Annotated in this window: 23 protein-coding genes; 10 read left to right on the top strand and 13 right to left on the bottom strand. The window is 69.6% G+C overall.

Translation table 11 applies throughout. The features are described from left to right. The first annotated feature begins 8 nt into the window (after positions 1 to 8). Both ACFWYW_RS24900 and ACFWYW_RS24895 read left to right on the top strand, forming a co-directional pair. Positions 9 to 671 carry a TenA family protein gene (locus ACFWYW_RS24900; protein WP_379618116.1) on the top strand — a complete coding sequence of 221 codons (663 nt, stop codon included), beginning with the start codon at positions 9 to 11 and terminating at the stop codon, positions 669 to 671. Then, the gene (locus ACFWYW_RS24895; protein ID WP_379618118.1) at positions 662 to 2179 is read left to right on the top strand and encodes a PucR family transcriptional regulator; all 1518 of its coding nucleotides are present in this window, start codon (positions 662 to 664) and stop codon (positions 2177 to 2179) included. Before ACFWYW_RS24900 ends, ACFWYW_RS24895 begins: the two co-directional genes overlap by 10 nt. Here the strand turns inward: ACFWYW_RS24895 and add are convergent. The 3 genes from add to ACFWYW_RS24880 are packed head-to-tail and all read right to left on the bottom strand — an operon-like array spanning position 2176 to position 6235. Then, entirely contained in the window at positions 2176 to 3162 is a 987-nt protein-coding gene (gene add / locus ACFWYW_RS24890) for an adenosine deaminase (RefSeq protein WP_379618120.1), read from the bottom strand. The two genes, ACFWYW_RS24895 and add, sit on opposite strands and share 4 nt — an antisense overlap. Beyond that, complete coding sequence (locus tag ACFWYW_RS24885) at positions 3159 to 4880, bottom strand: adenine deaminase (RefSeq protein ID WP_379618122.1); 1722 nt, start codon at positions 4878 to 4880, stop codon at positions 3159 to 3161. Before ACFWYW_RS24885 ends, add begins: the two co-directional genes overlap by 4 nt. Continuing rightward, on the bottom strand, positions 4877 to 6235 hold the full coding sequence (locus ACFWYW_RS24880; RefSeq protein WP_379618124.1) for a purine-cytosine permease family protein: 1359 nt from the start codon (positions 6233 to 6235) through the stop codon (positions 4877 to 4879). Before ACFWYW_RS24880 ends, ACFWYW_RS24885 begins: the two co-directional genes overlap by 4 nt. 235 nt (positions 6236 to 6470) lie before the next feature. On the opposite strand from ACFWYW_RS24880, the gene ACFWYW_RS24875 reads away from it, so the two are divergent. Both ACFWYW_RS24875 and ACFWYW_RS24870 read left to right on the top strand, forming a co-directional pair. After that, the gene (locus ACFWYW_RS24875) at positions 6471 to 7718 is read left to right on the top strand and encodes a carbohydrate-binding protein (protein WP_379618126.1); all 1248 of its coding nucleotides are present in this window, start codon (positions 6471 to 6473) and stop codon (positions 7716 to 7718) included. Beyond that, positions 7715 to 8383 (top strand): fibronectin type III domain-containing protein, encoded by a 669-nt coding sequence (locus ACFWYW_RS24870; protein ID WP_379618128.1) that lies wholly within the window; start codon positions 7715 to 7717, stop codon positions 8381 to 8383. Before ACFWYW_RS24875 ends, ACFWYW_RS24870 begins: the two co-directional genes overlap by 4 nt. Here the strand turns inward: ACFWYW_RS24870 and ACFWYW_RS24865 are convergent. Genes ACFWYW_RS24865 through ACFWYW_RS24855 form a run of 3 tightly spaced genes read right to left on the bottom strand, consistent with a single transcriptional unit; the run spans position 8380 to position 10420 of the window. Next, a complete protein-coding gene (locus ACFWYW_RS24865) occupies positions 8380 to 9252 on the bottom strand; it encodes a 1,4-dihydroxy-2-naphthoate polyprenyltransferase (RefSeq protein WP_379618130.1) in 873 nt (290 codons plus the stop codon). The genes ACFWYW_RS24870 and ACFWYW_RS24865 overlap by 4 nt on opposite strands. A 14-nt stretch (positions 9253 to 9266) precedes the next feature. After that, positions 9267 to 9875, bottom strand: coding sequence for a GNAT family N-acetyltransferase (locus ACFWYW_RS24860; protein ID WP_379618132.1), 609 nt, complete (start codon positions 9873 to 9875; stop codon positions 9267 to 9269). Between the two features lie 44 nt (positions 9876 to 9919). Then, complete coding sequence (locus ACFWYW_RS24855; RefSeq protein ID WP_379618135.1) at positions 9920 to 10420, bottom strand: CGNR zinc finger domain-containing protein; 501 nt, start codon at positions 10418 to 10420, stop codon at positions 9920 to 9922. Between the two features lie 49 nt (positions 10421 to 10469). Between ACFWYW_RS24855 and ACFWYW_RS24850 the strand changes: the two genes are divergently transcribed. Then, positions 10470 to 10775: an antibiotic biosynthesis monooxygenase family protein gene (locus ACFWYW_RS24850; RefSeq protein WP_379618137.1), complete on the top strand. Its 306-nt coding sequence runs from the start codon at positions 10470 to 10472 to the stop codon at positions 10773 to 10775. Here ACFWYW_RS24850 and ACFWYW_RS24845 read toward each other — a convergent pair. Then, positions 10751 to 11353 (bottom strand): TetR/AcrR family transcriptional regulator C-terminal domain-containing protein, encoded by a 603-nt coding sequence (locus ACFWYW_RS24845; protein WP_379618139.1) that lies wholly within the window; start codon positions 11351 to 11353, stop codon positions 10751 to 10753. The genes ACFWYW_RS24850 and ACFWYW_RS24845 overlap by 25 nt on opposite strands. A gap of 55 nt (positions 11354 to 11408) precedes the next feature. Between ACFWYW_RS24845 and ACFWYW_RS24840 the strand changes: the two genes are divergently transcribed. After that, a complete protein-coding gene (locus ACFWYW_RS24840; RefSeq protein WP_379618141.1) occupies positions 11409 to 12137 on the top strand; it encodes an alpha/beta fold hydrolase in 729 nt (242 codons plus the stop codon). Here ACFWYW_RS24840 and ACFWYW_RS24835 read toward each other — a convergent pair. Next, positions 12134 to 13531, bottom strand: a complete 1398-nt coding sequence (locus ACFWYW_RS24835; RefSeq protein WP_379618143.1) for a PLP-dependent aminotransferase family protein — start codon at positions 13529 to 13531, stop codon at positions 12134 to 12136. The two genes, ACFWYW_RS24840 and ACFWYW_RS24835, sit on opposite strands and share 4 nt — an antisense overlap. Between ACFWYW_RS24835 and ACFWYW_RS24830 the strand changes: the two genes are divergently transcribed. Together ACFWYW_RS24830 and ACFWYW_RS24825 are read left to right on the top strand one after the other, a co-directional pair. Further along, positions 13530 to 14444, top strand: a complete 915-nt coding sequence (locus tag ACFWYW_RS24830; RefSeq protein WP_379618145.1) for a DMT family transporter — start codon at positions 13530 to 13532, stop codon at positions 14442 to 14444. The two genes, ACFWYW_RS24835 and ACFWYW_RS24830, sit on opposite strands and share 2 nt — an antisense overlap. 46 nt (positions 14445 to 14490) lie before the next feature. Next, complete coding sequence (locus ACFWYW_RS24825) at positions 14491 to 15513, top strand: hypothetical protein (protein ID WP_379618147.1); 1023 nt, start codon at positions 14491 to 14493, stop codon at positions 15511 to 15513. 355 nt (positions 15514 to 15868) lie between these two features. Here ACFWYW_RS24825 and ACFWYW_RS24820 read toward each other — a convergent pair whose 3' ends face one another. After that, on the bottom strand, positions 15869 to 16138 hold the full coding sequence (locus tag ACFWYW_RS24820; RefSeq protein ID WP_379618149.1) for a hypothetical protein: 270 nt from the start codon (positions 16136 to 16138) through the stop codon (positions 15869 to 15871). 90 nt (positions 16139 to 16228) lie between these two features. Between ACFWYW_RS24820 and ACFWYW_RS24815 the strand changes: the two genes are divergently transcribed. Further along, positions 16229 to 16630, top strand: coding sequence for an ASCH domain-containing protein (locus ACFWYW_RS24815; protein WP_379618151.1), 402 nt, complete (start codon positions 16229 to 16231; stop codon positions 16628 to 16630). Here ACFWYW_RS24815 and ACFWYW_RS24810 read toward each other — a convergent pair. The 3 genes from ACFWYW_RS24810 to ACFWYW_RS24800 all read right to left on the bottom strand — a co-directional run bounded on the left by ACFWYW_RS24810 (position 16617) and on the right by ACFWYW_RS24800 (position 20163). Further along, positions 16617 to 17096 (bottom strand): GntR family transcriptional regulator, encoded by a 480-nt coding sequence (locus ACFWYW_RS24810; RefSeq protein WP_379618153.1) that lies wholly within the window; start codon positions 17094 to 17096, stop codon positions 16617 to 16619. The genes ACFWYW_RS24815 and ACFWYW_RS24810 overlap by 14 nt on opposite strands. Before the next feature lie 448 nt (positions 17097 to 17544). Beyond that, positions 17545 to 18051: a GntR family transcriptional regulator gene (locus ACFWYW_RS24805; protein WP_379618155.1), complete on the bottom strand. Its 507-nt coding sequence runs from the start codon at positions 18049 to 18051 to the stop codon at positions 17545 to 17547. Positions 18052 to 19491: 1440 nt separating this feature from the next. Then, positions 19492 to 20163 (bottom strand): winged helix-turn-helix transcriptional regulator, encoded by a 672-nt coding sequence (locus ACFWYW_RS24800; RefSeq protein ID WP_379618157.1) that lies wholly within the window; start codon positions 20161 to 20163, stop codon positions 19492 to 19494. Between the two features lie 73 nt (positions 20164 to 20236). Here ACFWYW_RS24800 and ACFWYW_RS24795 point away from each other — a divergent pair, with 73 nt between their 5' ends. Continuing rightward, positions 20237 to 21205 carry a PLP-dependent cysteine synthase family protein gene (locus ACFWYW_RS24795; RefSeq protein WP_379618159.1) on the top strand — a complete coding sequence of 323 codons (969 nt, stop codon included), beginning with the start codon at positions 20237 to 20239 and terminating at the stop codon, positions 21203 to 21205. Positions 21206 to 21997: 792 nt separating this feature from the next. Here ACFWYW_RS24795 and ACFWYW_RS24790 read toward each other — a convergent pair. Next, positions 21998 to 22777: a BTAD domain-containing putative transcriptional regulator gene (locus ACFWYW_RS24790; RefSeq protein WP_379618161.1), complete on the bottom strand. Its 780-nt coding sequence runs from the start codon at positions 22775 to 22777 to the stop codon at positions 21998 to 22000. Between the last annotated feature and the right edge of the window lie 135 nt (positions 22778 to 22912).

Raw genomic sequence — 22912 nt, 5'->3', positions numbered from 1 at the left:
CTGGGCGGGTGAGCCGCTTGCGAGATGATGTGTGGCAGGTCGTCGGCGGGGTCTATGACCAGATCCTCGCCCATCCGTTCCTGGCCGGGCTGACGGACGGGTCGCTGCCGCGTGAGGTGTTCCGGCACTACGTCGTACAAGAGGCGCATTTCCTGCCGGACTACGCACGTGCCCAGGCGGCCTGCGCGGCGCGTTCACCGGAGCCGTCCTCGGTGCAGAGCTTCGCGCGGGACGCGGCGATGACGGTCGAGGTCGAGCACAGCCTGGTGGTGGAGCTGCTGGCCGCGTTCGGGCTGGACGAGGCCGACGCGCGCAAGCTGCCCGCCGCGCCCACCACGGTCGGCTACGCCTCCTACCTGGTCAGGAGCTGCTCGCTCGGCACCTTCCCCGAGGCGCTCGGCGCGATCGTGCCCTGCTACTGGATCTACGCCAGGGTCGGCGAGGCGCTGCTCCAGCGCTCGTCGCCCGATCCGCTCTACGCCTGGTGGATCGAGACCTACGGCGCCGAGTCCTACCAGGAGACCGTCGCGGGCGCGCTCGACCTGCTCGACGGCCTGGCTCTGAGCGCCGACGACCGCGAGCGGCTCCTGGACCGGGCGCTGACGACGGCCCGGTTCGAGTGGATGTACTGGGAGGCCGCCTGGCGCCGGGAGGGCTGGCCATGCGGCTGAGGGAGCTGGTGCGGGCCCGCCACCTCCACCTCAAGGTGCTGACCGGGCATGACCTGCTCGACCGGCAGGTACGCGGCGTGTCCACCACGGACCTCGCCGAACCGGGCAGGTTCGTGAAGCCGGGGGAGCTGGTGCTGACCGAGCTGACCTGGCACACCGGCGCCGAGTCATCCCGGCATTTCGTGAAAGCGCTGGGTGAGGTGGCGGCGCTCGTGTCCGGCACCGCGCTCAAGGGCGTCCCGCTCGACCTCGTCGACGCGTGCGCCGAGGCCGGGCTGCCGCTGCTCACGCTCCCCGTCGAGGTGCCGTTCAGCCACGTCACCGAGCACGTCCTGCGCGCGCTGATCGCCGAGCTCGGCTCCCCACCCCGTCCCCGGTACGGCTCCCGCCGCCGCCTGGCCAGCACGCTGGTCGACGGCGGCAGCCTGACCAAGGTCGTCACCGCGGTCGCCGGTGAGCTCGACGTGCCGTGCTGGGTGATGTCGCCGACCGGCCGGGTCATCGTCGGTTCGCAGCCGCTGGCCGAGGAGCAACGGGAGCGGCTGGCCCACACGTTCCTGACCGCGCGCCACCTGCCGGGGATGGTGGGCGGGCTGTCGGTCTTCCCGATCAGCAAGGGCGCTCCGCACCGGATCGCCAACTGGTTCCTGGCCTATGCCGGGGAGCAGGCGCAGGGGGAGAACGAGGACCTCATCGTGGAGCTGGCCGCGCTGGTGGCGCTGGAGCGCTCCCGGCTGGAGGCGGCCCAGCGGATCGAGCGGCGGGTGTTCGACCAGCTTCTGGAGCTGCTGGAGTCGGGGGACGCGGCCCTGCCCGGTGTGGTCTCCCGCCTGCACACGTTGCACGTGGAGACCGAGCACGGGCTGCTGGTGGTGGCGTTGTCGGCGCCGGGGGACGCGGGCGTGGCCGTACTGGATGAGCTGTTGCGGCCGCTCGCGCCCGGGATCGTGACCGCCACGCCCGGCGCCGCGGACGGTGAGGCGATCGCGCTCGTCCCGCTGGCGGGCAACAGCGCGCGGGAGCTGACCGAGCACGTGATGGCCGGCGCGCGCAGGCTGGAGGCGGGGCTGAGCGGCGAGGGGCGGATCGCGCTCGGCGTCAGCAGCGTCACGACCGGGCCCGCCGCGCTCAACGGGCTGATCGAGGAGGCCCGGCACGCGCGCTCGCTGGCCGCGCTCAGCGGCGAGCGGATCAGCGTGATCACCGGGGACGACGTCAGCTCCCACCGGACGTTGCTGGCGGCGATTCCTGCGGATCTGCGGAAGTCGTTCCGGACCCGGCTGCTGGGCGCGCTGGAGGCCTACGACGCGGCGCACCAGACCGATCTGCTGGAGACGTTGCAGGCGTTCCTGGAGGAGTCGGGCAACTGGACCTCGACCTCGGAACGCCTGCACGTCCACGTCAACACGCTGCGCTACCGGCTCAAGCGCATCGAGGAGCTGACCGGCCGCTCGCTCAACTCCTGGGACCAGCGGGTGGACTTCATGCTGGCCGTGCGCATGCGTTAGGGCGCGTAGACGTCCACTTCGGCGATGTAGGCGTCCTTGACGTGGCGGGGCAGCCAGGTGATCTCGAAGGCGTTGCGCTGCAGCTGCTTGAGGTCCTCGTCGGGGAAGTTGAGCACTTCGAGGTTCTCGGCCACGTAGCCGAGGAAGTAGGCCGGGTCGTCGGAGTTGATCGTGACCCGCACGCCCAGGTCGAGTAGCTTGCGGATGCCCTCGATCTTCATGGAGTCGGTGACGTAGCCGTTGGAGATCGGGCAGGAGGTCATGCCGATGCCCTTGTCCAGGACCTCCGCGACCAGCTTCGGGTCCTCCAGGATGTTGACGCCGTGGTCGATCCGGTTGACGCCGATGTCCTGGATCGCCTGTCGGATGTTCTCGACCGAGTTCTGCTGGTCCACGTCGCAATGCATGGTGAGCAGGTAGCCCTCCTGACGGGCGCGCTCGTACACGGCGGCGAACTTGGCCGGCGGGTTGCCCTTCTCGTCGGAGTCCAGGCCGACGCCGACGATCCACTCCTTGTAGGGCAGCGACTCCAGCAGCGTCGCCATCGCGTACTCGGCCTGGAAGTCGCGCAGGAAGCACATGATGAGCTGCGCCCGCACGTCGAGCTGGGTCTCGGCGTCGATGAGCGCCCGCCGCAGGCCCCGGATCACCACGTCGAACGGCACGCCGCGTGAGGTGTGCGCCTGCGGGTCGAAGAAGATCTCCGCGTAGCGCACGTTCTGCGAGGCGGCCTTGCGCAGGTAGGCCATGGCCAGGTCGTAGAAGTCGGGCTCGGTGCGCAGCACGCCCATGCCCTCGTAGTAGATCTTGAGGAACGAGGGCAGGTCGTCGAAGTCGTAGGCCGCGCGCATCTCCTCGACGCCCGCGTACGGCAGCGCGATCCCGTTGCGCCGGGCCAGCTCGAACTTGAGCTCCGGCTCCAGCGTCCCCTCGATGTGCAGGTGTAGCTCACACTTGGGCAGCCCGGCGATGAACGCGTTCACTGAATGACCTCCACGACCTCGAGGTTGACGCAATCCACCAGGCCGAGGTCGGTCACGGCGTAGTCGGGGATCGCGGTGATGGACAGGAAGAACAGGTACATCAGCGGTGAAGGCAGGGTGCAGCCGAGTTCGCGGGCCAGGTCGTCCAGGCGTTGCTCGGCCACGGCCATCTCGGCTGCGGGCAGGTCGGAGACGATGCCGGCGATGGGGAGCGGGAGCCGTTCGCGTACCTGGCCGTCGACCACGATCACCTGGCCGCCGCCCATCTCGGCCACGGCGTTGACGGCCAGGGCCATGTCCGCGCGGGAGGCGCCGACGCAGATGATGTTGTTGTCGTCCGGGGCGGCGCTGGTGGCGATGGCGCCCTCGCGGATGCCCATGCCGCTGACCACGGCGACAGGCATGTTGCCGGTCTTGCCGTAGCGCTCCACGACGGTGACGAGGAGGGCGTCCTTCTCGACGCTCGGCTCCACGATGCCGTTGAGCACGGGGAGCGTGACGTCGCGGCGCTTGCGGACGAAGACCTGCTCGGTGAAGCCGATGGCCAGCACGTCCACTGCCGCCTGCTCGCTGCGAAGGGCGAAGTCGTCGGCCGTGACCGCCTTGACGGGAAATTTCGTGACCTGGCCGCGCGCGGGCGGGACGGTCGGGCTGATCAGCCGGCCGTCGCGGGCCACCAGCTCGCCCGCGGCGACGACATCGCGGACGCGGAAGTCCTCCAGCGAGTCCACGATCAGCACGTCGGCGAAGCGGCCGGGGGCGATGCTGCCCACCTTGTCGTCGATGCGGTACATCTCCGCGCAGTTGACCGTGGCCATCTGGATCGCGGTGACCGGGTCCACCCCGGCCTTCACGGCCATGCGTACCAGCTTGTCCATGTGCCCGCCGGCCAGCACGTCGGCGGCGTGCACGTCGTCGGTGCAGAAGGCCACCCTGCGGGCGCCGGCCTTGCTCACGACCTGGATGTTCTCCTGGAGGAAGTGGGCCACGGAGGATTCGCGGACGATGGCGTAGATACCCTGGCGCAGCTTCTCCAGCATCTCCCCGTGGGAGTACGACTCGTGGTCGAGGCGGATGCCGGCGGCGGCCAGGCCCGCGATCCGGCGGGCGTCCGACATCGGGGCGCAGCCGAAGACCGGCAGCCGGTGCTTCTCGGCCAGCTCAAGAGCCTGCATCACGGCGGGGTCGCCGTGCTCGACCATCTCCTGGACGGTCTCCCACACGCCCACGCACTCGGGCCAGGTGTGGGCCACACGGTGCTCGTCGGGGCCGAAGGTGAAGCCGACATTGCTCTGGGGCACGGTGTACGGGGCTTTCGCCGGGGCGCCCCACCAGATCCGCATCCCGGTCTTCTTCGACTCATCCAGAAATTTCCGGACTCCGGGCAGGCCCTCGACGACGAGCACCTGGTCGAGGCCCGACACGACGCTGGTGGTGCCCAGCGGTACGACCAGGTCGGCGAAGCTGGTGACCGACAACTTGGAGCACTCGATGTGCAGGTGCCCGTCGATCAGGCCGGGCACCAGGTACCCGCCCGCGGCGTCGATCACCCGGGTCTCCGGGCCGCGCTGGAGGGCGGGCCCGACGGCGGCGATCCGGTCCTGAAATATCCCGATCTCCGCGGGGTAGATCTCGCCCGTCAGGACGTTGACCAGCGTGCCGTTGGTGATGATCGTGTCAGCCGGCCGCCTGCCGTACGCCACGTCGAGCAGTGTCATCGAACCCCCTCAAGAACAGGAACGGAAACGGGCCGGCGATCCAGTACGGCATATGCCGCCCCGGCCACCAGGAACCCGGCGAAGATGCTGAAGTCGGCGCCGCCGGTGGCCTGGGAGATCCAGCCGACGAACGCGGTGGAGTTGATCCAGAGGGCAGCGGCGACCATACCCGCGACCTGGGCGATGATCGCCGCCCAGCGGACCTGGCCCGGTGCGCTCTCGTCGAACAGGGCCCGGGCGTCGTAGCGGCCCTTCCTGCGCAGCCAGTCGGTGACGTACACGCCCGCCCACGGCGCCAGCCAGATGATCAGCAGGCCGAGGAAGGTGTTGAGCATCGTGTTGAAGTTCTCCGACGTCACCGCCACGTACGTGATGATCACGCACAGGATGAGGTCGGCGACCACAGCCACCCACCGTTTCACCTTGATGCCGGCGGCCTGCAGGTTCAACCCCGAGGAGTACAGGTCGGTGGTGTTGACCGCGAACAGCGAGACGATCGCCAGCAGCAGGTACGGCACGACGAACCAGGACGGCAGCGCCCCGGGCAGCCCGGAGATCGGGTCGGCCGCGTCCTTGACCACGGTGGCGACGGCCGCGCCGAGGGTCATCAGGAGCACGTACGGCACGAAGCCACCGAGGAAGGCGTACCCGAAGACGGCCTTCTTGGAGGAGTCGGCGGGGAGGTAGCGCGAGTAGTCGCCGCCGAGCGGCCCCCAGGACAGCCCGCCCGCCGACATGATCAGCGCGACGGCGATCGTGAACGTGGTGAAGTCCGCGCCGGTGCCGCCCGCCGCCACGTCGACCTTGGGGCCGACCAGGATCGCCATGAGCCCGAAGAGCACGACGAAGACCCAGGTGAAGTACTTCTGCGCCTTCATCACCGCGGCGTGCCCGATGAGCGGCAGCACGAGCTGGATGAGCGCGGCGACCAGGATGACGGCGACCTTCAGCCCGAGGCCCTCGGTGGCCACCCCGGCCTGGCCGAGCAGCGACAGGGCGGCGAAGGTGATCAGGACCATGCCGCCGGCCTCGAAGCCGACCATGTTGAGCCAGCCGAAGAAGCTGAGCAGCCGGGCGCCCTTGGGTCCGTAGGCGGCGCGGGAGACGGCCATGGTGGAGGTGCCGGTGGCCGGGCCCTGGAGGCTGGTCAGGCCGACGAGGGGGAAGGCCAGCAGGTTGCCGACGACGATCGCGGCCACGGCCTGCCAGAAGCTGAGGCCGAAGGCGGCCACGATGGTGGTGCCGTAGACGAGGGTGAAGATGCCCATCGTCGTCCCGGTCCACAGGAAGAGAAGGTCACGCGGGCGGCCATACCTCTCCCCGGCCGGGACCAGCTCGATCCCGCGTTGTTCCATCGTGTCCTCCCAGGTCGGTGTCCTCCTCAGTGAACCAAAGGCGACTGACCTGGGCAGTTATCCGGACATACGAGCCTGCGCCACCCCGCTTGTCGAGGCCTACAAAGAGATCATCCGGGTCTACACATCCGATGACCAGCCCATCCATATATGTGGATAAATCCGGATTCGACGGAATTCGACGGATAATTTGGAATCGCTTGACGGTCATCTGTGAACAGTGATCCCATGAATTATGGCCCGATTACTCGCTCTGGGGCTTCTGCTCAGCATGCTTCCGGCCCCCACCGCCACCGCGTCCATGGCCGACCACCAGGCCGAGGACGCCACCATCAGCCAGGGCGCGGTCGAATCCAACCATGCCGGATACACCGGCACCGGTTTCGTCAACCTCGACAACCTCGTCGGCTCCTACGTGGAGTTCACCGTGAACGCGGCGGAGGCCGGCCCGGTCCCGCTGACCATCCGCTACGCCAACGGCACCACCAGCGTCCGCCCCATGTCCGTCACGGCGGGCGGCGCCACCCAGGCCAAGGACTTCCCGCCCACCGGCGCCTGGACCACCTGGATGGAGACCACCGTCACCGTCACGCTGGCCGCCGGGCAGAACGCCGTCCGCCTCACCTCCACCGCCGCCGACGGCGGCCCCAACCTGGACCGCCTGGTCACCGGCCCGCCCGACGCCCAGCCGCCCACCACTCCCGCCAACCCGCGGGTCACCGCGACCACGAGCAGCGGCATCACGCTCGCCTGGGACGCGGCCACCGACAACGTCGGGGTCACCGGCTACCGCGTGTACGAAGGCACGACCCAGGTCGCCGCCCCCACCGGCACCGGCGCCGCAGTCACCGGCCTGGCGCCCAACACCACGCACACCTACACGGTCGCCGCCCGCGACGCCGCGGGGAACGAATCGCCCAAGAGCGTTCCGGTCACCGGAACCACCCAGCAGGACAGCGGCCCCGGCCCGGTCGAAGCAGGCCCCTGGACCGCCTACAGCCCGACGTTCAACGTCCAGGAACGCGGCTGCGGCGACGTCAGCGACCTGACCTTCCGCCTCACCTGCTCCACCGGCAGCGGCGACCAGCGCGCCGAACGCCGCTACGCCACCTACACCGGCGGCACCCGGCAGTTCCAGGGCTTCTTCAAGATCACCAGTATGGGCGGCACCCGGATCAGCCTGAAGCAGACCTTCAAGACGACCGGCCCGTTCTTCATGATGGCCGTGGAAAGGGGCGGACGCCTGTACGCCGTGCACGGCGGCACCACGATCGCCACCGGCGCGACGCTCGGCACCACCGTGCGGGTCAACACCGTGCACGTGGTCGGCAGCACCCACCGCACCTACATCAACGGCTCGCTCAAGCACACCACCTCCAGCCCCGGCGGCGACTTCTACGACAAGTTCGGCTCCTACCGCACCAACAGCGGCCAGGGCCCGGTCACCGTCGAGTGGTCGGACATCCGGTTCTGGCGCAAGTGAGAACGCTGATCGTCCTGGCCTTCGTCCTGGCCGGCTGCGCGGCGCCGGAGCCCGCGCCGCCGGCCCGGGCGCCGCTGTCGGCCGTCCTGACCACGCCCCGGGACGTCACCCTGTCCTGGCCGCCGGGCGAGCAGGGGACGGCGGGCCGCGTGGTCGAGTTCGCCACGGAGCCGCGGGGGCCGTACACGATCCTCGACTTCCTGCCGCCGGGACGGACCAGCTACGTCCACCCGGACCTGATCCCGCGCACCACGTTCTACTACCGCCTGCGCCCCTACTACGGCCAGGCCTCCAACACCGTCGAGGTCGCGCTCCCGCCCGGCCCGCTGGAGGAGAAGCTGGAGCACGGCTGGCTCGACCCGCGCACCCTCCCGCACCCCGCCCCGGGCAACGCCCCCGGGGCGGCGCCGGAGAACCTGCGGGCCACGGTCAAGCACGCCAACGGCATCGCGTTCACCTGGACCGACCGCGCCGGCGACGAGGAGGGCTACCTGCTGGAGGTCAGGGCGAAGGACGCGCAGGACTTCCGCGTGGCCGCCGTGCTCGAACCGGACGTCAACGCGGTCGGCCTGGTCACGCTGCCCGAGGAGAAGCGGGCCGCCTATCGGGTCAGAGCCATCAGGTACGGCGGGCCGTCCCCCGTGGTGACCCAGACGACCGGCTAGATCAGCGCCAGCCCGATCGAGAACAGCAGCCCGAACGCCATCTGGAGCTTGCCCGTCGCCTGGAGGACGGCGATCAGGTCGGGCCCGACCGCACCCCCCAGAACGGTACGGATGGGGGCGATGGCCAGCGGCGCGGCCAGCAGCGCCAGCGCCACCCACGGCGAGACCGTCACCAGCGCCAGTACGATCACGAACGGCAGCACCAGGCAGGCGGCATAGAGGACGCGGGTGCGCTCGGCGCCCAGGACGACGGCCAGGGTCTTCTTGCCCGCGGGCGCGTCGGTGACCACGTCGCGTAGGTTGTTGACCACGAGCATCGAGCACGACAGCAGGCCGACCGGCACCGAGGCGGCCAGGGCCAGGCCGGACAGGTACTCCACCTGGACGAAGGTGGTGCCGACCACCGGGACCACGCCGAAGAACACGAAGACGGACAACTCGCCGAGCGCGCGGTAGCCGTACGGGCGCTTGCCCCCGGTGTAGAACCACGCGGCGGCGATCGCCGCCGCGCCGACCAGCAGGATCCACCACGCCCGGGTGGCGATCACCAGCGTCAGGCCGGCCACCGCGGCGGCGGCGAAGCAGCCCAGGGCGGCGGTCAGGACCTGGCGCGGCGTGGCGGCCCTGGAGCCGACCAGCCGCATCGGGCCGACCCGCTGGTCGTCGGTGCCGCGCACGCCGTCGCTGTAGTCGTTGGCGTAGTTGACGCCGATCTGCAGCAGCAACGCGACGGCCAGGGCGACGAGCGCCTGCCACCAGCCGACGGCGCCGAGGCCGAGGGCGACGCCGGTGCCGACCATGACGGGGACGACGGCGTTGGGCAGGGTGCGCGGCCGCGCACCGGCTATCCACTGACCAGGAGTTGCCATGTTCTCGTCTACCTCTAGCTGATATCCGTGCTGAGCCTGACCATGCGGATCGGGCGGCCCATGTCGAGCACCCGTTCGGCCATGTCCTCGCCCCAGCCGGCCGACTCCAGGAAGCCCAGGACGGCGTAGTTGTCGGCGAAGGCCCAGGTGACGATCTGGCGGTAGCCGTCCTCGCGCAGGTGGTCGACGGTGGCGTTGAGCAGGCGGCTGCCGTGCCCGCGGCGGACGAAGTCGGGGTCGACCAGCAGCGTCAGCATCTCGGAGACCACGGTCGGGTCGAGGTCGGGGTCCTCGGCGGGGGCGTGGGAGGCCAGGCCGACCACGCGTTCGCCGCCGCGCGGCGTGGCCGGCGCGGCGCTGCCGCCGACGCCCAGCGCGGGGAAGCCCTCGGTGTCGAGGATGGTCTCGACCGCGACGAGCACCCGGTGGCGTGAGGTGGGCGGGGCGACGATCGCCTCGTCCCACTGGCGCAGCCACATCTTCTCGGCCGCCGCACCGGTCATCTGCTCCAGCGGCCCCTCGGGCAGGAAATCCCGATAGCCGTAGCGCCAGGCGCGGACCTGAACGTTCGCAACCTGGAGCACATCCTCGCGCCGGGCCGCCCGGACGCCTACGTCTGCCATTTTCGGCCCGCTCCTTCGCCTGCCGTCATGCCACAAGGCACGAGTTACACCGTATCGGTGTTTGAGCCTTGGGGACGACGCGAACCATGCTTCCTTGCCCGATATGCACGGGTTTTGGTGCGGTTGCCGCAGACCTTCATGGAGCACCAGGACCGCGAGCGGTTCTTCGAGGAGTCGATGAACGCCCACTGGCAGGTGCCTTCCAGGCAGACCTTCAAACGCTCCCATCCGGGATCGAGTACGGCCGCCGCGACCCGGGCCAGCGCGCCCGGGACGCCGGGCCGTACCGGTGCCAGCCGGGGCCCGTCCGCGATCACGACCCGGAGCGGCAGCTCCGGCAGATCCGCCGGTTCCCGGCGCAACGCCGCCCGCAGGCCCTCCCGCAGGGCGATCGCGGTGGCCAGGTCGTCGTCCTCCGCTCTGTCGCCCTCGCCGGCCAGGCCCCGCTCGCGCAGCCACAGGGCCAGCTCGGCGGGCGAGGTCAGCTCGTCGGCGTCGTTCTCCACGTCATAGGTGTTCACGAAGTCGCGCACGAGCTCCAGCATGAAACCACTGTAGCGTGTTGAGTGGTGTCTTCTTTGGAGAGGAGTCCTGATGATCGTCCGCATCTGGCGTGGCTGGACCCGTACGGCCGACGCCTCCGCCTACGAGGATTACCTGCTGCGCACCGGGTTTCCCGGTTACACCGCGACGCCGGGGAACCAGGGGGTGCGCTTCACCCGGCGCGATGACGGTGACCGTACCGAGTTCCTGCTGATCTCGTTCTGGGAGTCGTGGGAAGCCATCGCGGCCTTCGCCGGGGAGGACCCGTCGCGGGCCGTCTTCTACCCCGACGACGACGCCTTCCTGGTGGACCGGGAGCGTACCGTCGCGCACTACGAGGTCTTCGCCAGCGCCTGAGCGGTGCCTTCGACGAAGGCGCGCAGCCCGTGCTCGAAGCCGTCGTCGCCCAGTGGGCCGCCGGTCTCGCGCACGGCGGCCAGCAGGGTGGGGCCCGGCAGGACGCCGGACGGGCCGCCGCGCTCGGCCTGTTCGTGCAGGACGACGCCGTTGACGTAGTGGGTCAGCGCGGTGATCGTGCGCAGCGCCAGGCCGGGCGTGAAGCCCCGGGCGACCATGGCGTCGAGCTCCTGCTCGAACAGCTCGACCGCGCGGGCGCTGAGGCTGGTCGCGCCGGACACGACGCGGGCGCCGTCGCGGTGCGCGCTCAGCGAGCCGCGGTACGCGCGGGCGCGGCGGGCCAGCCAGTCCCGCCACGACTCGTCATCCCGTGGCGGGCCCATGCCGGCGGCCAGGACGATGGCGTCGGCCATGCCGTCCAGGAGTTCCTGCTTGGTGCGGATGTGCCAGTACAGGGCGGGGGACTGCACGCTGAGCTCGGCGGCGAGCCTGCGGACGGTCAGGCCGTCGAGGCCGACCTCGTCCAGGAGGCGCAGCCCGGTCTCGATGAGCAGCTGCCGGGTCAGCTTCTTGTTCACACTCCACCTTAGCAGTGCTAAGTTGCCCTTAGCGCTGCTAAGGAGGTTTGCCGAAATGTCGGGAATTCTGGTGTTGCATGCGGGTCTGGATGACGGCTCCCTGTGGCGCAAGCCCGCGGGCCTGCTGGCCGCCCGCTATCCGGTCGAGCTGGCGTGCCGGCTTCAGTACCGGCCCGATCGGGGGGCCGCCGTGACCATCGAGGACGAGGTCGCCGACACGCTCGCCGCCGCCGAACGGATGGGCGGCGAGGTCATGCTGGTCGGCCACTCCTCCGGTGGCGTGGTCGCGCTGGAGGCGCTGCGGGCCGGGCCGTTCGCCGGAGCCGTCCTCTACGAACCGCCCGTCATCACCGGCACCACGCTCGGCGGCGACACCACCCGGCGCGCCCAGGCCGCGATGGCCAGGGGCAAGACGGCCAAGGCCATGCGGACCTTCTTCACGGAGGTGATCAAGGTCCCGGGCTGGCAGGCGGCGGCGGGGGCGCTCGCGGTGGCCCTGGTGCCCAAGCTGCGCGCGCTGGCGCCCCGGCAGCTCGACGACCTGGCAGCCATCGACGCCCTCGGCAACCGGCTGGGCGACTACGCGAACATCCAGGCGCCGGTGGTGCTGCTCGGCGGCGACCAGAGCCCGGCCCACCTCGGCGAGCGCATGGACGCCCTGGAACGCGTGCTGCCGCACGCCACCCGCGTGGTCATGCCCGGCCAGGGCCACACCGCCAACCACCGCGCACCCGGCCGGCTCGCCCGGATCATCCTCGAACACGCCGGCCGGGTGCTCGCCTAACCGGGCCCCATCGCCTCCGCCAGCCGCCTGACGCCCTCGGCCAGTTCGCGCACGTGGGCGGCGGCCATGAAGGTGAGCCTCAGGCGCGGGCCGGGCGGCTCCGACGGGTAGTACATGCGGCCCGGGCTCACCTGCACGCCGTGCCGGTAGGCCGCCTCGACCAGGGCGGACTCGTCCACGTGCGGCGGCAGCCGTACCCACAGATGCTTGCCGCCGCGGGGCACCAGATGCGGCGCGGCGGCCGGAAGGCGTGCGGCGAGGGCCGCGAGCAGCGCGTCGCGGCGCCGGGCGATCTCGGCGTGCACCGTGCGCAGGTGGCGCTCCCACGCGGGCGAGCCCACGAACTCCAGCGCCGTCTCCTGCAGCGGCCGCGCCACGAAGAACGACTCCACGAGCTGCCCGGCCCGCAGCCGGTGCGCGGCGGGACCGCGCGCGACGACCCCCGCCACTCGCAGGCTCGGCGCGAGGACCTTGGTGAGCGAGCTGACGTAGACGACGGTGCCGTCGGGATCCATGGAGACCATCGGCGGGGGCGGCGCGTCGGCCAGGTAGCGCAGCACGTCGTCCTCGACCACGAACGCGCCCGCCGCCCGCGCCACGCCGATGACCTGCTCGCGCCGCTCAAGGGAGAGCGTGGCGCCGGTCGGGTTGTGCAGCGTGGGCTGGCAGTAGAAGACCCGCGCGCCGGTGACGGCGAAGGCCTCGGCGAGCAGGTCCGGCCGCACGCCGTCGCGATCCATGGGTACGGCTGTCGCCCGCAGCCCGGCCGCCTTCGCCGCCGCCAGCGCGCCCGGGTAGGTGGGCGTCTCGACCAGGATCGGCGTGCCCGGCGCCGCCAGCGACCTGAACGCCAGCGACAACGCCGACTGCCCGCCGCTGACCACGAGCGCGTCGGCCGCGGTCACGTCGCCGCCCGCCTGGACCGCGAACCACCGGCGCAGCTCGGCCAGCCCGGTGAGGGGCGGCACCGACCACGCGTCCGGGCGCCGCGCCGCCCTGGCCGCGGCGGCGGCGAGCTGCTGGGAGGGTCGCAGGGCGGGGTTCAGGTAGCCGCCGGTCAGCGGGATGACGTGGTCGGGCGGGCCGGCCAGCAGGGCGGTCACCGCCGTGTCGTCGACCACGCGGTCGCCCAGGGCCACGGTCTGCCAGGACATATCCGCTTCCGTGGGGGGTTGAGCGGCGGGCCGCTGTGCCACGTAGGCGCCCGCGCCCGGCCGCGTCACCACGCGTCCCTCGGCGGTGAGCTGCCCGATCGCCCGCGACACCGTGACCGGGCTGACCCCGTGGCGGCGCATGATCTCCCGGCTGGACGGAAGCCGGTCGCCCGGTTTGAGGCGAGAGACCTCTTCGCGCAGCATCGCGGCGATCTGGGCGATACTGCTATCGTTGTTCATGAATGCACAGAATAGCGCTATCGTCGCGCCCGCAGTAGCGGTCTCCCACGCCCGCCGCGGGACCTTGCTGGCTTTCCTCGGCGTCCTGTCGTTCTCCGGCTCGTTCCCCGCGACGGTCTTCGCGATGAGGGGATTCGACCCGTGGCTGGTGGCGATCGGCCGGGCCTTGGTCGCGGGGCTGGTGGCCCTGGTGTGCCTGCGCGCCGCCCGGGTGCCGCTGTTGCCGCCGCGCCACCAATGGCGTCCCTATGCGCTCATCTCCCTTGGCGTCGTCTTCGGCTTTCCCGTCTTCAGCGGCCTCGCGCTGTCACTCGGCGCCGGCACCGCGCACTCGGGCGTGGTCATCGGGCTCCTGCCCGCCGCCACCGCCGCGTTCGCGGTGCTGCGCGCGGGCGAGCGGCCCCGGCCGGTGTTCTGGCTCGCGTGTACGGCCGGAGCCGTCGCGATCACCGCCTTCACCTTCACCCGCGCGGAGGGCGGCGGCGCCTCCTGGGCGGACCTGCTGCTGGTGGCGGCGCTGCTGTCGGCGGCCGTCGGCTACACAGAAGGCGGCAGGCTCTCCCGCACCACGCCCGGCTGGCAGGTGATCTCCTACGCGCTGGTGATCTCGCTGCCGGTGACGCTGCCGGTCACCGCGGTGCTCGCGGCGACGACGCCCGTGGTGTGGAGTCTTGAGGCGGTGGCCGGATTCGCCTATGTCGGGCTGATCTCCATGTTCCTGGGATTCATCCCCTGGTATGCGGGTCTGGCCCAGGGTGGCATCGCGCGGGCCGGGCAGACACAACTCGCGCAGCCGTTGCTCACGATGGTGTGGGCCTGGGTCCTGCTGGACGAGCGGTTCGGGTGGGTGACGGTGGCGGCCGCGCTGGCCGTACTGGCGTGTGTGGCGGTGACGCAGCGCGCGCGTACTTGAAATCGCATGACATCGGCCCGCACGATGGGAGGCGGAGGTGTCACACATGGCCGACCTCAGCGTGCCCGACGGCGGCTTCTGGCCCGCGCCCGAGATCCCGCAGCCCAACATCTACCCGATGGAGTGGCGGGTCGAGACCGAGAAGCTCGCGGCGATCTACGAGAAGTCCAAGACCATGCTCTGGAACCCGGCGGATCTGCCCTGGGACGGGCTGGTGGCCGAGGATTTCACGCGGGAGCAGCGGCTGGGGATCATGTACTGGTTCGCTGTCCTCGCCAATTTCGATGCCTCCGGGCCTGCGGTCTTCGCCCGTGCGACGATCCAGGCCTTTGAGAAGCACGAGGAGGATCCTGTCCGTAAGTGCTTCTTCTCCATCACCCGCGACGAGATGAACCACGAGGAGTGCTGCCAGCGCACCATCGCCCGTCTGTGGCCCGGCGGGCCCCTGGACTGGACGCCGGTCGACGACCTTGAGAAAGCTGCTCACAACAACATCGGCTGGCTTTACCACAACGGCGGGCGGTACTGGACCGGGTACAGCTCGGCGGTGGGCAAGTATTCGCTGCCCGTGCTGTTCACGAGCTTCATGATGGGCGAGATGGCGGCCTCGACGCTGTTCAGGGGGATGGCGTCGGGGACTCGGCATCCGGTGTTCGGGGAGATGTTCCAGCGCATCGGCCGGGATGAGTCCCGACATCTCCAGATTTGCATGACGATTCTGGAGAACGAGTGGCCGGGGCTGACCGAGGACGTGAAGTCGCTGATCACCCGGCAGTTGCGGGCCGGGTTCGTGTTCCTGTCGATGATCCTTTGGGAGCCGCCGGAGGGGTTCTGGGAGCTGCCGCCGTACTTCCTGAACAACCATCGCGTCCTGATGGACCACGCCCGTGAGGCTGGGCTGGGTGTGCTGTCGTATGAGGAACAGGCGGAGAACTGGCGCCAGGCGATGGCCAGGGTCCGCGCCATCGTCGAACGCTGGGGCATCGCCTTCCCGGCCATTCCGGAACTGGACCTGGAGGGTGTGGCAGTCGACTTCATCGGCCCAGAAGAAATCATCCCCGTGTTCTAGCCGCAGGGCGTGGTCCTCGCGTGGGGGCGCTGCGCGCCGGTGGGCTCGGGCTGTGACTGCGGGGGTATGTCCCCGCACCCCGGGCCACGGGCGTGGGGGCGCTGCGCGCCAGAAGGGCTCGGGCTGTGACAGCGGGGCGAGCCCCCGCCCCCCCGGCGAGAGGCCTCCGGCCCCTCGCGCTCCCCGGGTCGTGAGCCGGTCAGCCGGAATCGATGCCCGATCCGGTTGAGGATTGGACAGATCCGCGACCGGCATGCCCAAGCAATCTCGTGGCGTGCACGATCGTGACGAGCGCCGAGGAGGCATTCGTGGAGCTGGAGAGCGGCAGCACGCCCCCGAACTGGACGGGGACGGACTACTCCTGGAAGAGATCCGCCTTGATACAGTCCGTGGCTTCCAGGTGGGAGGCCAACGGGTAGAAGGTGGCGTGTCGGCAGGTATAGGTGCCGGCGTCGCCGTACCAGACGATCACTGTGATGTCCTGAAGTCCGTTGCCCGCGCAGTTCTCCGCGCTCAGCCACCCCTGACCGAACTCGCCGGTCACGCAGATGTATCCGCCTGTCGCCTGGGTGCTCGGTGCGGTGAGCATGGCCGCGCCGAGGACTGCGATGCACCATCCGACCATGCTCAGACGGTAAGGCCGGCGTGTTCGTCCTCCCAGAGGCATTCGTCACCGGCCACCCGTGTGTTCCGCACACTTATGCTGAGTCCCACTATGTGGGGAAGAATCGACGGCCTCAGGGTGCTGGATCTCGGCACCCCCGGCCCGCTGCGCGCAGAACTCAACGGTCTTGTCCTGTCCGGCGCCAAGACCGCCACGGCCGGGCTCCTGGAGTCCGACTATCGCGCCGAGGGCGAGGACCTGGAGCATGTTGGCGAGCACCTGGTGCTGGTCGACGACCACGGCGGCCGGGTCGGCGAGGTGTCGGTGACTTCCGTCGAAGTGGCGACTTTCGCTGCCGTGACCTGGGAGTTCGCGCAGGCGGAGGGCGAGGGGTTTCGCTCGGTCGAGCACTGGCGCGAGGTCCATCGCCGCTACTGGGCGGGGGAGGGCCAGCAGGTGGACGACGACACCGCGGTCGTCTGCCTCTACTTCCGCTTGGTCACTGATTCTTAGGCCAGTTGTCCTCTGGCGACACGAAGCTGCCCCGAGCCGGAACGGTATAGATCCAGCCCTCTTCGCGCAGCAGTGCCATGGCTCGTCTGACCGTTTCGCGCGCCACCTCGTACTGCTGCTGAATGGTCGACTCGGCCGGGACCGGCCTGCGCGGCTGAAGTTGCCCGGACGTGATCCGCTCCCGTAGGTCATGCGCGATCTGCCGGTAGAGCGGCGTCTTCCGTGCTGCACGAGGCGCATCTTCCGGCGCTCCGACGAACGTTCCCTCGCCTTGGACCGTGTAGATCAGCCCTTCCTCACGCAGCATGTGAATCGCCCGCCGCGCTGTGGTCCTGGCCACGCCGAACTCGTGCTGGATGTCGGCCTCACTCGGCATCGGCTGCCCGGCGGTGAGCTCCGCGGCGCGGTGGCGTAGAACCTCCGCGATCTGGATGTAGACGTGGGTGTCACCGTCGTAGTCGATCACATCCGCAAGATAGACGAACAGGTACGAGCCCTCACATAACGCTCCTACTAGTTAGGCGACTGGCAAGTTCTAGTAGACGGAGCGATACAACTAGACGTATTCTTTGAGTGTGCCGGAACAGCAGTGCATGTCACCTCATCCGGCTCCCGCGCAGCCCCGGGCGTGGAAGATCGACTGGGAGGTTGCCGTCCCACGGGCGGATCGGGTGCGCGTCATAGCGCATACGTGCTGCTGCTGGACGGTGTACTACGAGCTCTGCCAGGGCGGTGGGTTGCGTTTCATACGGCGATACATAAGGAGAAGGAAGCGGGTGATCATACATGAGTCGACGTGGCTTCCTGCGGCGAAGACGAATGAGATGTGGATACGGCTCCTGTGTGGGGAAGCGCGCTGACTTGAACGTGGAAAGGATCGCGCTCTCGGGGGGTCCACGTACTGGGGATACTGGCTACCGATCCATGTTGACGGGCCACTTCATGGGGTTGGCGACATAGGTGCCTCGGTAGGGGACGGTGAACACCCATCCCTGCTCACGCAGCAGTGTGACTGCTCGGCGGACCGTGACCTTGGCCACGCCGTACTGCTGCATCATGATCTTCTCGCCGGGGATGGATCGGTTGGGCGTGATCTCACCGTGCTGAATGCGCTCGGCCATCTCTTCCGCGATCTTCTGATAGATCGGTGATTTGTGGCGCTGGCGCGGCACGCCTGGCTCGCCGACGAAAGTGCCCTCCCCCTGGATCGTGTAGACCGTGCCCCGCTCGCGAAGCTCCCGGGCGACGCGTCTCGCGGTGGTCCTGGCGATGTTGTAGCCGCTTTCGAGGCTGGCCTCGCTTGGCACGGGGGCCCCGGCGGGGAGTTCGCCACTCTCGATCTTCTTAAGAATCTCGTCGGCCACCTGCTTGTAGATCGGCACAGGCCCGTGTCGGTCAAGCTCGATCGGTTCGTAGGACATGTATGCACACTAAGACTTTTAGATACGTCTGGCTAGACGTATGGATACGTATGGTTGCACGATGTTAGACGAGCGGTGCCGGATCCTCTCTTCCCCTTAGGTTCCGGTGCGCCATGGGTTGGGATTGCGACCCATGGGGCGGTCGCGGATGGCGTCCAGCCGCAGAGACGCCGTTCGCGGCTGCCGAGGGCTTCTCGACCTGCCCCCGGAGCGGCTCCGCCGAAGGTGTCGCTGAGACTCGGACTCTCGGCTGTCGCCGGGGTCTGTAATGGGGGGCGGAAGCTTACGCAGTTGCGACAACACTGACGTTGTCGCGCCTGCGGCAGCGGCGCCGAACCCCGGCCAACGGGCGCCCGGCTGCTGGGTGGGGAGCCCTCGGACCCTCCTACGCTGCTCCGGAACCCATGCCATCCCCTTGGGTTTCCGGAGCGCCATGGGTCATCTGGATGGGACCCATGGGTGGTCGCGGGCGGTGCTCCGCCGCGGGGGATATCGCCCGCGATCACCGAGGGTTTGCCAGGTTGTCCCCGCGGAGCGACTCCACCGAAGGCTCCGCGGGGGCTCCCGGGCAACTGCTGAGAGGTTTGACTTCACGCGGTTCGCCAGACGTGACGCGCCTGTAGACCTTCAAGGTCCGGCGCGCACCATGGGCCATTCTCGACGGCTCATGGGCAGTCGTGGGCGGGCGCCCAGGCCCGGGGCCGCCTGCGGCTGCCGCAAACGGCCGCACGCTCGGGATTCCCGGTCGCGCGGCCAGGCGCCGCTGGCCTACGTGGAGGGCCGGGGGCTGTCGGAAACAAGGGCCACGATCACCTGCCCGGCGCCGTGGCGCTGGTGCTGGTACAGGCCGAGGGCCGCGTCTCTCCCTCGGCCGGGTGGAGCTGGTCCCCGCAGGTCATCCCAGCATTGCAACCCCTGCGGGGACCCCGCCCTTTGAGGCTCTCGGGCAGAGACTTCGGTTATGTCCCCCTCCCTGTCCGAGGCAGATCTGCCGTGTGCGCGTCTCAGCGCAGTGGGATGCGCACACGGCGGTTCACTTTGGTGCGTGGCCTCTGCTGCGGGAGCCACGCCGCCGAATGGCGCTACGGCGCCGTCGACTGGCGTGGCCTCGGCCTCCCTCCCTGCGTTGCCGGGGCCACGCCTTTCGCCTTGTCTCCGGGCTGGGCGCCTTCCGCCGGGGAGTCGCGCGCCCAGCTCGGTTCGCGCGCGGGATGACGCCTGCGTCTCGCGCCGGGGCCCCGTGGGCGGGTCTGGGGGTCGCTCACGGGTGTCTCCGCCCGGGGTTCTCAGGTTCGTCCGCGGAGAGCCGCCAAGCACGGTGGAAATGATCACCGGGTTGGGTGACGAGTTCCTGGGCCAATTCGAGGAGGGCACCGGGCAGGATCGTCCGGGTCGTGTCGGAGTGCGTGCTCATGGAGCTGTGGACGGCACTTGTGTGAGCTACTCGTCGCGTTCGAGCGCGTCGGTGGTGAAGATGTACCGCTTGAACCAGTGGTGCATCTGGCGTTGCAACGATCGGTCGCCTTGGACGGTGACGTGTGGGTGGCGCAGGAGTTGCGCCCAGGAGTGCTGGCCGAGCCACCATCGGGTCAGCTCCGCGGTGGGTGCGGTGAGCCATATGTCGACCGGTGCGCCGGTGTCCTCGCGGCACAGGTTGACGCTGGTGCGGGACAGGTGCAGCCAGAAGTGGCGGTCCGGCGTGGGTCGGTCGACGAACTCGATCGCGAGGATGACGGTGTGCGCGGGTAGGGCCGTGTGGTCGATCCGTCGATGCATGTCCCACGTCAGTGTGGCGGTGTCGAGGTGCCCCTCGGCCAGGGCGGCGTTGTCGGTGGCACTTGCCCAGCGGGCCAGCTCGCGTACGACCGGGAGGAGTGCGGTGCCGGCCGCGGTGAGCCGGTAGCCGCCGTTGACGACATCGACGACCCCGGCGGCGCGCAAGCCGCGTAGGCGGGTGGACAGGGTGGCCCGCGGGATGCGCGGCAGGCCACGGCAGATGTCGGTGAATGTCGTGGTGCCGAGCAGTAGTTCGCGCACGATCAGCAGGGTCCATCGTTCGCCGAGGACCTCCAGGGCCCGCGCCACCGCGCAGAACTGTCCGTAGCCGTTCACCGGAACATCGTAGGCGCCGCCGGTTCAGTTTTTGAACTGGAGCCGGACGCCAGGCGGACTGATGATCATCGGTATGGATATCAACGACGGCGTCCTGGCGGCGATCGGCAACACGACACTGGTTCGGCTGCGCCACGTCGTGCCGGCCGACTGCGCCACGATCCTGGTCAAGATCGAAGGGCAGAACCCGACCGGGAGCATGAAGGACCGCATGGCGCTGGCCATGATCAGCCGCGCCGAGCAGGACGGCAGGCTGCGACCCGGGGACACCGTTGTCGAGTACACCGGTGGCAGCACCGGTGCGTCGCTCGCACTGGTGTGCGCCGCTCGGGGTTACCGCCTGCGCGTCGTCACGTCCGATGCCTTCAGCGACGACAAGCTGACCCAGATGGCGGCCTTCGGCGCGGACCTGACGGTCCTGCCCAGCGTCGGCGGCCTGGTCACCAGGGACCTCATCGAGCGCATGATCGACACGGCGCGGACGATGAGCCGTCAGCCCGGCACCTACTGGACCGATCAGCTCACCAACACCGACAGCATCGCCGGCTACCACCCGATGGGTAGCGAGATCTGGGACCAGACCGCCGGCCGGGTCGACGCGTTCGTCCAGTCGATCGGCACCGCGGCGTCGCTGCGTGGCGTGGCCACGGTGCTGCGCCGCCACCATCCCGGGATCACCATCGTCGCCGTCGAGCCCGGCGAATCCGCGGTGCTGTCCGGTGGGGGAGCCGGTGCCCACGCCATCGAAGGCATCGGGATCGGATACACGCCGCCGATGTGGGACCCCGAGATCGTGGACCAGATCCTGGCCGTCTCGACACCTGACGCGCAGGCCATGGCCCGGCGCCTGGCCCGCGAGGAAGGGCTGTTCACCGGGACCTCCTCCGGCGCCAACGTCGTCGCCGCGATCCGGGTGGGACAGCGACTCGGGCCGCACGCCCGCGTCGCCACCCTCCTCGTCGACTCGGGCCTCAAATACCTCAGCACCGCCGTCCACCGGCGCGCCATCAGCCCACCCGGCCACTCCGACGGATCGACCTGAACGACCGGAACATGCAAGCCTCGCCGGACGATCCGCTGCAGCTTCTGCCCTTCCGGGCCCGTGAGCGCTTGCGGGAGCCGAACCGTGCCCAGGGGTGCCAGCGGGCCGGAAGCGTTGGCAAGGCATGGCACTGAGGGTGCGAGGGCACGCAAACCGAGCGTTACCAGGGTGGCTGCGGTGGGGTTGCGAGAGGGTGCGGTGCTCGTGGCAGGACCGACCAAGGATTTGCGCGGGGGAGTGCTCGCGGGCGCGCGCGGCGAGGCTCGGCGCGCGGGGTGCTTCAGGGGATGCGCGGCAGTCCGGCGAGGCTTGGCGCAGGGGGGTGCTTTGTGCGGGTGGCGCTGCGCAGGGGGGTGCTTTGTGCGGGTGGCGCTGCGCGCGGGGGTGCTTTGTGCGGGTGGCGCTGCGCGCGGGGGCGCTTTGTGCGGGTGGCGCTGCGCACGAGAGGTGCGCGCGGCGGGGCCGGTGAGGCTTGGCGCACTGGGGCGCTTGCGCGGGTGGTGGTGCGCGGGGTGGGGTGGTGCGCGTGAGGGGTGCGCGGGTGAGGGGATGCTGGGGGTGCTCGCGGCATGGCCGGCGAGGGGGTGCGCTGGGCGCTGCGTCCGCGGTGGGGGGTGCGGGGGCGCTGCGCGGGTCCTGCCGAGGGTCTTCGTGCGCGGGGGTCGTGGTGTGCTTTGACTCCCGGGTGTGGCGCGCGTGCTGTTCAGTTGTGGGTGCGCGAGGGGGCGCTCGCGCGGGTGTTGCGGGATTGCACGAAATCCTGACGTCCCGCCGGTACGGCCGGCGTTTCGGCTAGGCTTTCAGCCTGGGTACGCGGACCGGTTGGTTGGACAGGACCTCGTGCTGCAGGCGCTGGAGCTGGGTCGATGGTTCCAGGCCCAGTTCCGTGTGCAATGTCGACCGAATCTCTTGGTATGCCAGCAAAGCGTCACTTCGCCGTCCGGCGTGATTCAACGCGGAAATCAGCTGCTCATGCAACCATTCATTGAATGGGTACTCAGCTATCAGCTCGCGCAGCTCCCCGATGAGTTCCACGTGGCGGCCCAATTGGCTGTCCGCTTGGATGCGTAGTTCGATCGCGCGTAGGCGTTGTTCCATTAGGCTTTGCGCGTGCGTCGCCAGAATGGTGCCTTGCGGGACATTCGCCAGCGGTAAGTCGGTCCACAAATTCAGCGCTTGGTGCAATATCGGCGCCGCCTCTGCGGCGCGGCCCTGCTCCAGGTGCGTACGGCCTCGCGTGACGAGTGCCTCGAACTTGTCTGCGTCCAGCGCCCCCGCGGGGAGCCGGAGCATGTAGCCGGGCCACTTGGTGACGAGGAGTTCCTCGTCGGTGCCCGACCGGTCGCGGTCGATGAGTTTCCTGACCTGGTAGATGTACGTCTGCGTGGTCGTGACCGCGGTCCTCGCGGGGTTGTCGCCCCACAATTCCTCGACCAGGGTCTCGATGGGGACGACGCGGTTGGCGCGCAGGAGCAGCAGCGCCAGCACGCGCAGGACTTTGGGCGGTGTGGGTGTGCATACACGGCCGTTATCAAGGACTTCCAGTGCCCCCAGAACTTTGAACTCCAGCATTTTACCTACCCCGTTGAATGCGGATCGAAGCGCATGGAGACGGGCGGAGGCAAGCCGCCGCCCATCTTCGATTTGGCATGGGAGTTGACTCAGAATAAGCAGACCCGGCAAGGAATGGCAACGGTCGAAAGTCTG

The organism is Nonomuraea sp. NPDC059023 (assembly GCF_042740095.1).
Taxonomy (GTDB): Bacteria; Actinomycetota; Actinomycetes; order Streptosporangiales; family Streptosporangiaceae; genus Nonomuraea.
This window is presented reverse-complemented; position numbering and strand designations above follow the sequence as displayed.

Coding starts and splice junctions, on each gene's coding strand:
- ACFWYW_RS24815 (WP_379618151.1), top strand. CDS start 16,229: ATGTGGGGAAGAATCGACGGCCTCAGGGTGCTGGATCTCGGCACCCCC.
- ACFWYW_RS24865 (WP_379618130.1), bottom strand. CDS start 9,252: ATGGCAACTCCTGGTCAGTGGATAGCCGGTGCGCGGCCGCGCACCCTG.
- ACFWYW_RS24795 (WP_379618159.1), top strand. CDS start 20,237: ATGGATATCAACGACGGCGTCCTGGCGGCGATCGGCAACACGACACTG.
- ACFWYW_RS24825 (WP_379618147.1), top strand. CDS start 14,491: ATGGCCGACCTCAGCGTGCCCGACGGCGGCTTCTGGCCCGCGCCCGAG.
- ACFWYW_RS24805 (WP_379618155.1), bottom strand. CDS start 18,051: ATGTCCTACGAACCGATCGAGCTTGACCGACACGGGCCTGTGCCGATC.
- ACFWYW_RS24790 (WP_379618161.1), bottom strand. CDS start 22,777: ATGCTGGAGTTCAAAGTTCTGGGGGCACTGGAAGTCCTTGATAACGGC.
- ACFWYW_RS24830 (WP_379618145.1), top strand. CDS start 13,530: ATGAATGCACAGAATAGCGCTATCGTCGCGCCCGCAGTAGCGGTCTCC.
- ACFWYW_RS24840 (WP_379618141.1), top strand. CDS start 11,409: ATGTCGGGAATTCTGGTGTTGCATGCGGGTCTGGATGACGGCTCCCTG.
- ACFWYW_RS24855 (WP_379618135.1), bottom strand. CDS start 10,420: ATGCTGGAGCTCGTGCGCGACTTCGTGAACACCTATGACGTGGAGAAC.
- ACFWYW_RS24820 (WP_379618149.1), bottom strand. CDS start 16,138: ATGGTCGGATGGTGCATCGCAGTCCTCGGCGCGGCCATGCTCACCGCA.
- ACFWYW_RS24875 (WP_379618126.1), top strand. CDS start 6,471: ATGGCCCGATTACTCGCTCTGGGGCTTCTGCTCAGCATGCTTCCGGCC.
- ACFWYW_RS24860 (WP_379618132.1), bottom strand. CDS start 9,875: ATGGCAGACGTAGGCGTCCGGGCGGCCCGGCGCGAGGATGTGCTCCAG.
- ACFWYW_RS24835 (WP_379618143.1), bottom strand. CDS start 13,531: ATGAACAACGATAGCAGTATCGCCCAGATCGCCGCGATGCTGCGCGAA.
- ACFWYW_RS24850 (WP_379618137.1), top strand. CDS start 10,470: ATGATCGTCCGCATCTGGCGTGGCTGGACCCGTACGGCCGACGCCTCC.
- ACFWYW_RS24880 (WP_379618124.1), bottom strand. CDS start 6,235: ATGGAACAACGCGGGATCGAGCTGGTCCCGGCCGGGGAGAGGTATGGC.
- ACFWYW_RS24885 (WP_379618122.1), bottom strand. CDS start 4,880: ATGACACTGCTCGACGTGGCGTACGGCAGGCGGCCGGCTGACACGATC.
- ACFWYW_RS24895 (WP_379618118.1), top strand. CDS start 662: ATGCGGCTGAGGGAGCTGGTGCGGGCCCGCCACCTCCACCTCAAGGTG.